Origin of the sequence: Pseudonocardia sp. CA-107938, assembly GCF_050936315.1 — a bacterium.
GTDB lineage: Bacteria > Actinomycetota > Actinomycetes > Mycobacteriales > Pseudonocardiaceae > Pseudonocardia.
In genome coordinates this window covers 5,416,674-5,429,646 of sequence record NZ_JBNJNA010000001.1, presented here as the reverse complement: position 1 = coordinate 5,429,646, position 12,973 = coordinate 5,416,674, and the positions used below count along the sequence as shown (strand labels likewise).

Here is a 12,973-nt window from a genome sequence, read left to right as displayed (position 1 = left end):
CACGCTAGTGCCGGTGCCGCCGGCGCTCGCGGCCGGTCCGTGCGGGTGCGGAGATCGGGCGCCGAGATCGGGCGCGGAGATCGGGCGCGGAGATCCGGCGCCGAGATCCTGCGCCGCGATCTTGTCGGGGCAGCGGCATAACCTGGACGCATGACCGACGGCGATCCCCTGCTGCCGAGCGCGCCCGACGCGGAGCCGCCGCGTCGGCCGGCCCTCTCGCCGTCGCGCGCGGGCGACTTCAAGCTGTGCCCGCTGCTCTACCGGTTCCGCGCGATCGACAAGCTGCCCGAGCGTCCCGGCCGCGCGCAGGTGCGCGGCACCCTCGTGCACACCGTGCTGGAGCGCCTGTTCGACCTGCCGGCGCCGCAGCGCTCCCCCACGGCCGCGGCCGCGCTGGTGGAGCCGGTGTGGCGGGAGCTCACCGAGACGCTGCCCGAGCTGGTCGGGGAGCTGTTCACCGGCTCCGACGACCCGGAGCTGGCCGAGTGGCTCGCCTCGATCGCGCCGCTGCTCGACACGTACTTCCGGCTGGAGGATCCGCGGTCGGTCGAGCCGGTGGCCAGGGAGCTGCTGCTGGAGACGGAGCTGGAGTCCGGCGTGGTGCTGCGCGGCTACGTCGACCGGCTGGACGAGGCACCGGCCGGGTTGCGCGTGATCGACTACAAGACCGGCACCGCGCCTCGCCAGATCAGCGAGCTGAAGGCCCTGTTCCAGCTGAAGTTCTACGCGCTGGCGCTGCTGCAGGAGCGCGGTGTCGTGCCCGACGAGCTGCGCCTGTACTACCTGACCGACGGCGAGACGCTCACCTACCGGCCCGACGAACCGGAGCTGCGCCGCTTCTCCCGCATCCTCGACGCACTGTGGACCGCGATCCGGGAGGCCGGCCGCACCGGCGACTTCCGGCCCAACCGCAGCCGGATGTGCGACTTCTGCGACCATCGAGCCCTGTGCCCGGCCTGGGGCGGCACCCCGCCGCCGTACCCGGGGTGGCCGGTCGCATCCGATGCCGACGAGCCCGTCATCCTGGCGTCATGACCGGCGCGTACTACCTGCCCCTGGACGGCCTGGAGGGCGAGCGGTTCGTCGCGACCGCGGCCACCACCGGCCCGTGGTCGCCCGATGCCCAGCACGCCGGGCCGCCCTCGGCGCTGGTGATGCGCGCCGTGGAGCGGTGCGCGCCGCGCCCGGAGCTGCAGCTGAGCAGGTTCGCCGTCGACGTGCTGGGGCCGGTGCCGCTCGGCGAGGTCACCGCGCGGGCCATGGTCGAGCGCGGCGGACGCGGCGTGGAGCTGATCGCGGCCGAGCTGGTCGCCGGCGGGCGGCCGGTGCTGCGCGCGCGGGCCTGGCGCACCGTGCGCGCCGAGTCGGCGCCGATCGCCGGTCCGCCTGTCCAGCTCCTGCCCGGTCCCGAGGGGATCGCCGCGCAGGCCGAGTTCGAGCCGCACTGGCGCTCCGGCTTCCTGGAGTCGGTCGAGTGGCGATGGGTCAAGGGCGGCTGGGCCGAGCAGGGCGACGGCGCGGTGTGGGCGCGGCAGCGGCTGCCGCTGCTGGACGGCGAGGAGCCGTCGGCCGCCCAGCGCGTCGCCGCGGTCGCCGACTGCGGCAACGGCATCTCCGGCCGGGTCGACCTGCGCGAGTGGCTCTACTCCAACGTCGACCTGAGCATCCACCTGCACCGCGAGCACACCGGCGAGTGGGTGGGGCTCGAGGCCCGCAGCCACATCGGGCCGAGCGGCGCGGGCACCGCCGTCAGCACCCTGTTCGACACGACCGGGGCCGTCGGCCACGGCGCGCAGGCGCTGGTGGTGCGCCCGCGCTGACCGCTCTGGGCCTCAGCTCAGAAGACGCTGCCGTCGACCGCGCGGCAGGAGCGGATCTCCGTGGTCAGGATCGCGCGTGCACCGAGCCGGGCCAGGTCGTCCATCACCTTGTTGGCCACGCGCTTGGGCACCATGGACCGCACGCCGAACCAGCCGTCGTCCGACAGCGGCGCCACCGTGGGCGCCTGCATGCCGGGGGTGATGCGCTTGGCGTCCTCGAGCACGTCCTTCGGGCAGTCGTAGTCGACCATCAGGTACTGGCGGGCGTAGACGACCCCCTGCAGGCGCGCGGTGAACACCCGCTTCGCCGCCGTGACCGCGGGGAGCTCCTCCCGGTCGGGTCGCGGCTCGCGCTCGATCAGGGTGGCCTCGGACTCCGCGATCGGGTCGCCGAACGGGACGAGGTTGTGCTGGCGGAGCGTGCGCCCGGAGGAGACGACGTCGGCGACCGCGTCGGCCAGCCCGAGCTGCACCGAGATCTCGACGGCGCCGTCGAGCTTGATGATGTCGGCCCGGACCCGGTTGCGCGCGAGGTGCGCGCGCACCAGCCGCGGGTAGGACGTGGCGATCTTGCGCCCTTCGAGCTCGGGCAGCGTCCACGGCCGGCCGCTGTTGGCGTCCGGCGGGGCCGCGAAGCGGAACTTCGACTGCCCGAAGCCGAGCTCGATGACCCGCCGCACCTGGCTGCCGGACTCCTCCATGAGGTCGGCGCCCGTGATGCCCAGGTTCAGGTCGCCGGATCCGACGTAGGTGGCGATGTCCTTCGGCCGCAGGTAGAAGAACTCGATCTCGTTCTCCTCGTCGAGCATGCTCAGATCGCGGGAGTCCGAACGCTGCCGGTAGCCCGCCTCACGCATCATTGTCGCGGCCGGCTCGGCCAGTGTGCCCTTGTTCGGTAGTGCGATGCGGAGCATCGGAGCTCTCTCCTCGGTCGTGCCTGGCATTACGTGCGGTCAGCGGGCCTATAGGAACTTGTACACGTCTTCGAGCCGGATGCCCCTGCCGAGCATGAGCACCTGCAGTCGGTACAGCAACTGCGAGATCTCCTCGGCCAGCGCGGCGTCGTCCTCGTGCTCGGCGGCGATCCAGACCTCTCCGGCCTCCTCGAGCACCTTCTTGCCCTGTGCGTGCAGGCCGGCGTCGAGCGCTGCGACGGTGGCCGAGCCGGCCGGGCGCTGCGCCGCCTTCTCGGTGAGCTCCGCGAACAGCTCGTCGAACGTCTTCACTGTGCGTTCCTCCTCACCGGCTCAGTGTCATCTGCGGTGTGCCGGACGGCCAAACGGCACACCGCTCGTGCTGCACCCGGTCACCGGTGTGCGCCGGGTGGCACCAGAGCTCGCGCGACCAGGACTTTCTGCCGTTCACCCCGCGCGTGGAGTGGTCGTGCCGTCCGACCAACGGTCGCACGTCCCGACGGGCTCCGCACGGATCGGTGTGGGCAACGACACGCCGTGCGACCAGGCCACTCACGACTTCCGGGCCACCACTCCGTAGCCGGCGACGTCGCGCCGGTCGAGGGCGCGGGCCGCGGCCTCGCCCCGCGGGCCGTCGGGGCGCCAGGTGTGGAGCGGCACGATGCCCGGCTCGACGACGTCCAGGCCGTCCACCATGGCGGTGAGGTCCGCGAGGCCGCGGAAGCGGTAGTCGAAGCCCGTGCCCGAGAACACCTCGGCGAGTGCCTGCATGCGCTCCCGATCGAACTCGTCGGTGCCGTGGGTGAGCACCAGGAAACTGCCGGGGGCCAGCGCACCCGTCAGGCTCGCGATGATCGCCCTGGCTTCGTCGTCGTCGGTGACGAAGTGCAGCAGCGCGATCATCGACAGGCCGATCGGCCGATCCGTGTCCAGCACGTCGCGCAGATCGGGCGAGCTCAGGATCGCCGCCGGTTCGCGCAGGTCGGCCTGGACGTAGGCGGTGCGGCCGCGGGGGTCGCTCCGCATGAACGCGGCCGCGTGCGCGAGGACGAGCGGGTCCTTGTCGACGTACACGACGCGGCAGGTCGGGTTCACCGACTGCACGACCTGGTGGAGGTTCGGCTCGGTCGGGATGCCGGTGCCGATGTCGAGGAACTGCGTGACGCCCTGCTCGGCCACGAAGCGGACGGCCCGGTGCATGAACGACCGGTTGGCGACGGCGGCGATCCGCACCGCCGGCCACAACCGCAGGATCGCCTCGGCCGCCGCCCGATCGGCCGCGTAGTTGTCCTTGCCACCCAACATGTAGTCGTAGACGCGTGCACTGTGCGCCCGCTCCGTCGCCAGGTCGGGCTCGTCGTACTCCACGCGGGTGATCGTAGGGGTGCAGTGGCTCAGCGCACAGCCGCGGTGACCATGTCGAACGCGGCCCGGACGTCCGCGGGTGTGAGACCCGCGAGCGTCTCCCGCAGCACCCGGCCGGGCCCGGGGTCGACCGTCGTGTCGCAGGGGACCACCAGCACCGCCGCGCCGGCCCGCTCGGCGGCGAGCGTGCCCGTCGGCGAGTCCTCGACGGCCAGGCAGTCCGCGGGCGACACCCCGAGCAGTTCCGCGCCGCGGACGTACGGGTCCGGCTCCGGCTTGCCGTGGGCCACCTCGTCGCCGCAGACCGTCGCGTCGAAGAACTCGCGCCCGATCACGTCGAGGGCCGACTCGGTGAGCACGCGCTCGGTGTTGGTCACCAGCGCCATCGGCCACCCGGCTGCCCGCACGGCCTCGAGCGCCTCGCGCGCGCCGGGTCGCCAGACCAGGCCCTGCGCGAACAGCTCACCGGTGCGCGCGCTCAGGTAGCCGGCGGTCTCCGCCTGCCGCGCGGGATCCGGGTCGAGCCCCAGGTCGGCGTAGAGCAGGTCCATCGTGCGGGCCATGTTGGAGCCGATCATCGCCTCGCGCGCTGCGGCCGACAGCTCGCCGCCGAGCCGGTGCGCTGTGTCGTGCAACGAGATCGTCCAGACCTTCTCCGAGTCGACGAGCGTGCCGTCCATGTCCCACAGGACGGCCGCAGGGAGCCCTGGATCGGGCCCTGAGTCGAGCGCCGCGTGCATCAGGCCTCCGGTTCGTAGGCGAGGTTGGGTCGCAGCCAGCGCTCCATCTCGGCGAGCGACGTGCCGCGACGGCGGGCGTAGTCCTCGACCTGGTCGCGACCGATCCGCCCGACGGTGAAGTAGCGGGAGTCGGGGTGGGCGAAGATCAGCCCGCTCACCGCGGCGGCCGGGGTCATGGCGAACGACTCCGTCAGCCCTACGCCCACCTTCTCCGCGCCGAGCAGCTCGAACAGCTCGCGCTTCTCGGTGTGCTCCGGGCTCGCCGGGTAGCCGAACGCGGGCCGGATGCCGCGGAAGCGCTCCGCGTGCAGGTCGGCGAGCTCCGGCCGGGCGTCGGGCTCGAACCACTCGCGACGGGCCCGCAGGTGCACCCACTCGGCGAACGCCTCGGCGAGCCGGTCGGCGAGCGCCTTCACCATGATCGACCGGTAGTCGTCGTGCTCGGCCTCGTACCGGGCGGCCAGCTCCTCGGCGCCCTGGATCGACACGGCGAACCCGCCGAGGTGGTCGCCGTCCGGGGCGACGTAGTCGGCGAGGCAGCGGTTGGGCCGCCCGTCGGGCTTCGCGGTCTGCTGGCGCAGCATCGGGAACCGCAGGTCCTCGACGACGATGTCGTCGCCCTCGCTGTGCGCAGGCCAGAACCCGTAGACCCCGCGGGCCCGCAGCGAACCGGCGGCGACGATCTCGTCCAGCATCTGCTGCGCGTCGTCGAACAGCTCCTGGGCGACGGGGTTGTCGAGGATCTTCGGGTACTTGCCCTTCAGCTCCCAGGCCAGGAAGAAGAACGTCCAGTCGATCATCTCGCGCAGCTCGCTGATCGACGGCTCGACGTCCTGCACGCCCGTGAACGGCGGGACCGGCAGCTCGTCGAACGGGACCCGCTCGGCGTTGGCGCGGGCCTGCTCGATCGTCAGCATCGGGGCGGCGTGGCGCTTCTCGTGCTCCTCGCGCAGCCGCTGCTGCTCCTTGCGGTTGTCCTCGTCCAGCGTGCCGGCGCGGTCGCGGTCGAGCAGCGCCGACACCACGCCGGTGACGCGGGAGGCGTCGAGGACGTGGACGGTGGTCCTGTCGTAGGCCGGCGCGATCCGCACCGCCGTGTGCTGGCGGGAGGTGGTGGCACCGCCGATGAGCAGGGGCAGCTCCATGCCGCGGCGCTGCATCTCCGCCGCGACGGACACCATCTCGTCCAGCGACGGGGTGATCAGCCCGGACAGCCCGACGACGTCGGCGCCCTCGGCGATGGCGGTGTCGAGGATCTTGCCGGCCGGCACCATCACGCCCAGGTCGATGACCTCGTAGTTGTTGCAGCCCAGCACCACGCCGACGATGTTCTTGCCGATGTCGTGCACGTCGCCCTTGACGGTGGCCAGCACGACCTTGCCGTTGCCGCGCGGGGTGTCACCGGCCGCGATGCCGGCCTGCTTCTCCGCCTCCATGAACGGCTCCAGGTAGGCCACCGCGCGCTTCATCACGCGCGCGCTCTTCACCACCTGCGGCAGGAACATCCGGCCGGAGCCGAACAGGTCGCCGACGACCTTCATGCCGTCCATCAGCGGACCCTCGATGACCTCCAGGGGCCGCTCGGCCTGCTGGCGGGCCTCCTCGGTGTCGTCCTCGATGAAGTCGACGATGCCGTGCACGAGTGCGTGCGAGAGCCGCTCCCCCACGCTGCCCTCGCGCCACGTCAGGTCGACGACGCGCTCGGTCGCCTTGCCCGCGACGGTGCCGGCGTGCGTGACGAGCCGGTCGGTGGCGTCGGGGCGGCGGTCGAACAGGACGTCCTCGACCAGCTCCAGCAGGTCCTTCGGGATGTCCTCGTACACCGCGAGCTGGCCGGCGTTGACGATGCCCATGTCGAGCCCGAGCGGGATGGCGTGGAACAGGAACGCCGAGTGGATGGCCTCGCGGACGACGTCGTTGCCGCGGAAGGAGAACGACAGGTTCGAGATGCCGCCGCTGATCCGGACGCCGGGGCAGCGTTCCTTGATCCGCGGCAGCGCGTCGAGGAACGCCTTGCCGTAGCCGTTGTGCTCCTCGATGCCGGTGGCGATCGCGAGCACGTTCGGGTCGAAGATGATGTCCTCTGCGGGGAACCCGATGCCGGTGAGCAGGTCGTAGGCGCGGCCGCAGATCTCCACCTTGCGGTCGGTGGTGTCGGCCTGCCCGGTCTCGTCGAACGCCATGACGACCGCACCCGCGCCGAAGTCGCGGATCCTCCTGGCGTGCTCCAGGAAGACCTCCTCGCCCTCCTTGAGGCTGATGGAGTTGACCACGCCCTTGCCCTGGACGCACTTCAGGCCGGCCTCGAGCACGCTCCACTTGGAGCTGTCGACCATGATCGGGATCCGGGCGATCTCGGGCTCGGTCGCGATCAGGTTGAGGAACGTGGTCATCGCCCGCTCGCTGTCGAGCAGGTCGGCGTCCATGTTGACGTCGAGCATGTTGGCGCCGCCGCGCACCTGCTCTAGCGCGACGTCGGCCGCCGCCTGGAAGTCGCCGGACTCGATCAGCGTGCGGAACCGCTTCGAGCCGGTGACGTTGGTCCGCTCGCCGATCATGACGAAGCCGGTGTCGGGGCCGATCGCGAAGGGCTCCAGCCCGGAGAAGCGGGTAACGCGGGGCTCCTGGGGCACCGCGCGCGGCGCCATGCCCTGCACGGCCTCGGCGATCTTCGCGATGTGCGCGGGGGTGGTGCCGCAGCAGCCGCCGACGATGTTGACCAGCCCGTCACCCGCGAACTCCTGCAGCAGGGCCGCCGTCTGCTCGGGGGTCTCGTCGTAGCCGCCGAAGGCGTTGGGCAGCCCGGCGTTGGGGTGGCTCGCGGTGAACGTGCTGGCAAACCGCGCGAGGTCGGCGACGTGCGGACGCATCTCAACAGCGCCCAGCGAGCAGTTGACGCCCACGACCAGCGGGTCGGCGTGCTCGACCGCGTTCCAGAACGCCTCGACCGTCTGCCCGGACAGGGTGCGCCCCGACAGGTCGACGATCGTCACCGAGATCCACAGCGGCAGGTGCGGCGCCACCTCGCGGGCCGCCGACACCGCCGCCTTGACGTTGAGCGTGTCGAAGATCGTCTCGCACAGCAGCAGGTCGACCCCGCCCTCCGCGAGCGCGGCGATCTGCTCGGCGTAGGTGTCGCGGACCTGGTCGAAGGTGACCCGCCGGAACGCCGGGTCGTCGACCTTCGGCGACAGCGACAGCGTGACGTTGAGCGGCCCGACCGAACCGGCGACGAACCGCTGGACGCCGGTCTGCGCGGCGACCTCGTCGGCGGCCTGGCGGGCCAGCTGGGCGGCGCGGACGTTCATGTCGCCCACGAGGTGCTGCAGGCCGTAGTCGGCCTGCGCGATGCCCGTCGCGGTGAACGTGTTGGTCGTGGTGATGTCGGCGCCGGCGTTCAGGTACTGCCGGTGCACGTCCAGGATCAGGTCCGGGCGGGTGATGTTGAGCAGGTCCGGGTCGCCGGCGACGTCGTGCGGGTGGTCCGCGAGAGCCGCGTTGCGGTAGTCGGCCGGCGAGAGGCCGGCGCCCTGGAGCATGGTGCCCCAGGCACCGTCAAGCACCGCGATCCGCCGTCCGAGCAGCTCGCGAAGATCCTTGCCTGCATCCCCCATGCCAGAGCCTCCCGCGGTCGTCGTGGGAGGCGCCCTTGTTCTGGGTGGAACCACGATCGAGCGTGGCGGGTGACCGGAGCACCCGTTGCAGCGCCTCTCGACCGCGCCGTCGATGGTAGCGACCTTCGCGCGGGGCCGCCGCCACCGGACACGCACCGACCGGACGGCGCATGCGGGCCCGTCGGCCGTAGGCTTGACGGATGACCGACCGCGATCCGGAGACCCCGGGAGCCGGGGGCGAGCTGCCCCGTCTCGTCGATCCGGTGCTGGTTGCCGCCTTCGAGGGCTGGAACGACGCCGGCGAGGCCGCGAGCACCGCCGTCGAGCACCTGGAGCTGACCTGGGACGCCACTGCGCTGGGCAGCATCGACCCCGAGGAGTACTACGACTTCCAGGTCACCCGCCCGCACGTGCGGCTCTCCGGCGGGGTCACCCGGCGCATCGAGTGGCAGACCACGCGGCTGTCGGTCGCCGAGATCCCGGGCACCGGTCGCCACGTCGTCCTCGTCAACGGCATCGAGCCGAACCTGCGCTGGAAGGCGTTCTGCCGCGAGCTGCTCGGCTGGGTCGAGCGGCTGGGTGTGACGAAGGTCATCACGCTGGGGGCGCTGCTCACCGACATCCCGCACACCCGGCCCACCGCCATCACGGGGGTCTCGTTCGACCGTTCGTCGGCCGGCCGGCTGCGCGTGGAGCCGTCGAGCTACGAGGGCCCCACCGGCATCGTCGGGGTGCTGCAGAACGCGTGCGTCGAGGCGGGTGTGCCGGCGGTGTCGTTCTGGGCGTCGGTGCCGCACTACGTGTCACAGGCCCGGGTGCCCAAGGCCGCGGTCGCGCTGCTGCAGGTGCTCGAGGAGCAGCTCGACGTCGAGGTCCCGCTGGGCACGCTGCCGGAGCAGGCCGAGGAGTGGGAGCGCACCGTCTCGGAGATGGCCGAGGCCGACGACGAGGTGCGCGAGTACGTCCGCCAGCTCGAGGAGCAGGCCGAGGCCGAGGCCGACGTCCTGCCCGAGGCCGACGGCGACGCCATCGCCGCCGACTTCGAGCGCTACCTGCGCCGGCGCGGCACGGGCGGCGCGGGCAGCTGAGCACCGGTCCGCTCCGCTCCCGGCTGGCCGGGGCGGGCATCTACGCCGGCGCGTTCCTCGGGCCGTTCGGCGGCGGGGTCACCGTCGCGATGCTGCCGGAGCTGGGTGCGACCTTTCGCGTCAGCGCTGCCACTGCGGCGGCGTCGGTCACGGCCTACCTGCTGCCGTTCGCGGCGTTGATGCTGGTCTCGGGCACGCTGGGCGAGCGGTGGGGCCGGCGGCGCACGGTGGTGGGTGCCTACCTGCTCTACGTCGTGGCGTCCGTGGCGGCGGTCGTCGCGCCGACGTTCGAGCTGTTCCTGGCGACCCGCGCGCTGCAGGGCGTGGCGAACGCGTTCACCACCCCGCTCCTGCTGACCACGCTGGCCGGCCTCGCCGCGCCCGGCCGGCTCGGGCGCGCGCTGGGCTGGTTCGGGTCGCTGCAGGCCGCCGGACAGACCTCCGCGCCGCTGCTGGGCGGGCTCGCCGCGGAGGTCGACTGGCGGCAGGCGTTCGTCGGGGTGGCCGTGGTGGCGGCGCTGCTCGCCGCGATCGCCATCCCGTCCGGCACGCCGGCACCGCGCACCGCCTTGCGGTCGGCGCTGGGCTCCGCGCTGCGACCGGACGTGCTGCGCATCGGGCTGGTCGCCGCAGTCGGCTGGGGGTTGCTGGCGGGACTGGCGTTCCTGGTCGCGCTGCGCCTGGAGGAGGTGTTCGCCGTGCCGGCCGGGCAGCGCGGGCTGGTCCTGACCGGGCTCGGCATCGCCGGGCTGCTCTCCGCGCGGCTGGTCGGCGGCGCCGTCGACCGGATCGGCGCCCGCCGCACCGTGCTCATCGGGGCCGGCCTGGGAGCGCTCGTCGTGCTCGGAGCCGGGCTCGCCCCCGCGGTGTGGGCGGTCGCGGCGATCTGGGCGTTCGGCGGGCTGGCGAGCCAGCTCGTGCTCGTCGGCGTGAACGCGCTCGCGCTCGCCCCCGGCCGGGAGAACGCGAGCGGCGCCATGTCCGTGGTGCAGGCCGTGCGGTTCGGCGGCAGCTCGCTGGCCCCCGTCGCCGTCACGCCGATCTACCACGCCGAGCCGCTGCTGGCGTTCGTCGTCCCGGCCGCCGCCATCGCCGCGGTCGTCCCGCTGGCGCTGCCCCGCGGCGGCCCCCGGCCCGGCCCCCGCGTCGAGAACGACGTTACGGCGAACTGAATCGATTCGAATTCACCGCAACGTCGTTCTCGACGCGTTCCTCAGCCGGACAGGACCGCCAGCAGGGCGCGGGCGTAGGCGCGTTCCGCGTCGGTGTCCACGTGTCGTTCCGTCCCCACGCCGCGGTCGATCGTCACCGCCATCCCGTCGCCCACCGGCTCCAGGGCGCGGAACGCCGGACCGAGCGCCTCCCGCAGCTGCGCCTCGTGCGGCAGCCACAGCGCGTCGTCGAGCTCCAGGGAGTCCAGCGCCCACTCGGTGGTGCCGTTGAAGCGGATCAACGGGCCGGTGGGCGACTCGTGCACCTCGATGGTCAGCTCCGACACCACGAAGACGTCGGCGTCCATGTCGCGGTCGGCGACGACGAACCGGTCGCCCGCCGCAGGCGCCCACTCCAGGCCGGCCGCCTTCAACCGGGCGGCCAGCTCGACGCTGATCATGCGGTCACTGCTGCGCGTGCCGGCGCAGGTCGGCGAGGTCCACCCAGTCGAGCATGCTCGCGTGCGTCGCCTCCAGCACCACGGGCGGCGCGGCCCCGGCCTCGAACGCCTCCACCCAGCGGTCCGCGCACACGCACCACCGGTCCCCCGGCTCCAGACCGGCGAACCCGAACTCGGGGCGCGGCGTGGAGAGGTCGTTGCCGTGCTCGGCCGAGAACGCGAGGAACTCGGCGGTCATCTGCGCGCACACCGTGTGCACGCCGACGTCCTCGGCGCCGGTGTCGCAGCAGCCGGTGCGGTAGAAGCCGGTCAGCGGATCGGTCGAGTAGCTCTGCAGCTCGCCGCCGAGCACGTTGCGCGCCATGGGAGAAGCCAACCAGAACGGGTACAGGGCCTGCATGAGCGAACCGGATCACCTCGACCAGCGGCACCCGCTCGACCCGGACCCGCCGCGCCCGCCCGGCTCTCCCGACCTCGATCTCGACATCCCGCCCCCGGACCCCGAACGGGAGGTGGACCTGGAGCCGGAGAACGAGGACGTCACCGAGGACACGTCGGCCCCCGAGCCGCCCGACTGACCTACAGCGCGATCCCGAGCAGAGCGTCCACCGCGGCGCGCACCGTCGCCGGCGCCGTCGCGTCGGTGCCGCGCCGCTCCAGCGCCGTCGCCGCCCACGCGTCGACGGCCGCCAGCGCGGACGGGGTGTCGAGATCGTCGGCGAGGTGCGTGCGCAGCCGCTGCACGACGTCGTCGGCGGCGGGGCCGGTGGCCAGCGCCACGGCCTCCCGCCAGCGGGCGAGCCGCTGCTCGGCCTCGGCGAGCAGGGCCGGGGTCCACTCCCGGTCGCTGCGGTAGTGCCCGGCCAGCAGCGCTGCGCGGATCGCGTTGGGGTCCACGCCGTCGGCGCGCAGCCGCGAGACGAACACCAGGTTGCCGCGCGACTTCGACATCTTCTCGCCGTCGAGGCCGATCATGCCGGCGTGCGTGTAGTGCCGCGCGAACGGCGCGACGCCGGTGAACGCCTCGGCGTGCGCGGCGCCGCACTCGTGGTGGGGGAAGATCAGGTCGGAGCCGCCCCCGTTGAGGTCGATCTGCTGGCCGAGGCGGTTCAGGGCGATCGCCGCGCACTCCACGTGCCAGCCGGGGCGGCCGGTGCCCAGCTCCGACTCCCACGACGGCTCGCCCTCGCGGGCCATGCGCCACAGCAGCGGGTCGAGCGGGTGACGCTTGCCCGGGCGCTCCGGGTCTCCCCCGCGCTCGGCGGCGAGCCGCAGCATCGTCGCCTCGTCGTAGTTGGACTCGTAGCCGAACTGCCCGGTGGCGGTGATGTCGAAGTAGACGTCGGGGTAATCGGGGTCGTCGACGCGGTAGGCCGAACCGCCGGCCAGCAGCTTGCCGACGAGCTCGGCGATCTCCCCCATGGCCTCGACGGCGCCGATGTAGTGCCGCGGAGGCAGCACCCGCAGCGCGACCATGTCCTCCCGGAACAGCGCGGTCTCGCGCATGCCGAGCACGACCCAGTCGTCCTGGTCGCGGGCCGCGCGCTCGAGCAGCGGGTCGTCGATGTCGGTGACGTTCTGCACGTAGTGGACGTCGTGGCCGAGATCCCGCCACACCCGGTTGACCAGGTCGAACGCCAGGTAGGTCGCGGCGTGGCCGAGGTGGGTGGCGTCGTAGGGCGTGATGCCGCAGACGTACATCGTGGCCGTGGCGCCGGGCGCCGTGGGCCGGATGCGGTCGGTCGCGCGGTCGTAGAGCCGCAACGGCGGCCCTTCGCCGGCCAGTGCGGGGAGATCGGCGGCTGCCCAGGTCTGCATGC

Annotated in this window: 13 protein-coding genes; 5 read left to right on the top strand and 8 right to left on the bottom strand. The window is 72.9% G+C overall.

Features of this window, described 5'->3' with window-relative positions; translation table 11 throughout:
• Positions 1 to 150: 150 nt before the first annotated feature.
• On the top strand, positions 151 to 1,035 hold the full coding sequence (locus ACQEVB_RS26785; protein ID WP_432976672.1) for a RecB family exonuclease: 885 nt from the start codon (positions 151 to 153) through the stop codon (positions 1,033 to 1,035).
• Positions 1,032 to 1,820: a thioesterase family protein gene (locus ACQEVB_RS26780; protein ID WP_432976669.1), complete on the top strand. Its 789-nt coding sequence runs from the start codon at positions 1,032 to 1,034 to the stop codon at positions 1,818 to 1,820. Before ACQEVB_RS26785 ends, ACQEVB_RS26780 begins: the two co-directional genes overlap by 4 nt.
• A 17-nt stretch (positions 1,821 to 1,837) precedes the next feature.
• On the opposite strand, the gene hisG is transcribed toward ACQEVB_RS26780, so the two are convergent.
• The 5 genes from hisG to metH form a co-directional block, all read right to left on the bottom strand.
• On the bottom strand, positions 1,838 to 2,734 hold the full coding sequence (hisG, locus tag ACQEVB_RS26775) for an ATP phosphoribosyltransferase (RefSeq protein ID WP_432976666.1): 897 nt from the start codon (positions 2,732 to 2,734) through the stop codon (positions 1,838 to 1,840).
• 48 nt (positions 2,735 to 2,782) lie between these two features.
• Positions 2,783 to 3,046: a phosphoribosyl-ATP diphosphatase gene (locus ACQEVB_RS26770; RefSeq protein WP_432976663.1), complete on the bottom strand. Its 264-nt coding sequence runs from the start codon at positions 3,044 to 3,046 to the stop codon at positions 2,783 to 2,785.
• Between the two features lie 240 nt (positions 3,047 to 3,286).
• Positions 3,287 to 4,102 carry an SAM-dependent methyltransferase gene (locus ACQEVB_RS26765; protein WP_432976660.1) on the bottom strand — a complete coding sequence of 272 codons (816 nt, stop codon included), beginning with the start codon at positions 4,100 to 4,102 and terminating at the stop codon, positions 3,287 to 3,289.
• A 26-nt stretch (positions 4,103 to 4,128) separates the two neighbouring features.
• Positions 4,129 to 4,839, bottom strand: coding sequence for an HAD family hydrolase (locus tag ACQEVB_RS26760; protein ID WP_432976657.1), 711 nt, complete (start codon positions 4,837 to 4,839; stop codon positions 4,129 to 4,131).
• Positions 4,839 to 8,453: a methionine synthase gene (metH, locus tag ACQEVB_RS26755; RefSeq protein WP_432976654.1), complete on the bottom strand. Its 3,615-nt coding sequence runs from the start codon at positions 8,451 to 8,453 to the stop codon at positions 4,839 to 4,841. Before metH ends, ACQEVB_RS26760 begins: the two co-directional genes overlap by 1 nt.
• A gap of 200 nt (positions 8,454 to 8,653) precedes the next feature.
• Here metH and ACQEVB_RS26750 point away from each other — a divergent pair, with 200 nt between their 5' ends.
• A complete protein-coding gene (locus ACQEVB_RS26750) occupies positions 8,654 to 9,541 on the top strand; it encodes a PAC2 family protein (RefSeq protein WP_432976651.1) in 888 nt (295 codons plus the stop codon).
• A gap of 89 nt (positions 9,542 to 9,630) precedes the next feature.
• Positions 9,631 to 10,713, top strand: coding sequence for an MFS transporter (locus ACQEVB_RS26745; RefSeq protein ID WP_432976648.1), 1,083 nt, complete (start codon positions 9,631 to 9,633; stop codon positions 10,711 to 10,713).
• A 41-nt stretch (positions 10,714 to 10,754) separates the two neighbouring features.
• Here ACQEVB_RS26745 and ACQEVB_RS26740 read toward each other — a convergent pair whose 3' ends face one another.
• Positions 10,755 to 11,153, bottom strand: a complete 399-nt coding sequence (locus ACQEVB_RS26740; protein ID WP_432976645.1) for a hypothetical protein — start codon at positions 11,151 to 11,153, stop codon at positions 10,755 to 10,757.
• A gap of 4 nt (positions 11,154 to 11,157) precedes the next feature.
• A complete protein-coding gene (locus tag ACQEVB_RS26735) occupies positions 11,158 to 11,517 on the bottom strand; it encodes a DUF2237 family protein (protein WP_432976642.1) in 360 nt (119 codons plus the stop codon).
• A 34-nt stretch (positions 11,518 to 11,551) separates the two neighbouring features.
• Between ACQEVB_RS26735 and ACQEVB_RS26730 the strand changes: the two genes are divergently transcribed.
• On the top strand, positions 11,552 to 11,731 hold the full coding sequence (locus tag ACQEVB_RS26730; RefSeq protein WP_432976635.1) for a hypothetical protein: 180 nt from the start codon (positions 11,552 to 11,554) through the stop codon (positions 11,729 to 11,731).
• A gap of 1 nt (position 11,732) precedes the next feature.
• Here the strand turns inward: ACQEVB_RS26730 and mshC are convergent, their stop codons facing one another.
• Positions 11,733 to 12,971: a cysteine--1-D-myo-inosityl 2-amino-2-deoxy-alpha-D-glucopyranoside ligase gene (gene mshC, locus ACQEVB_RS26725; RefSeq protein WP_432976632.1), complete on the bottom strand. Its 1,239-nt coding sequence runs from the start codon at positions 12,969 to 12,971 to the stop codon at positions 11,733 to 11,735.
• Positions 12,972 to 12,973: the final 2 nt, after the last annotated feature.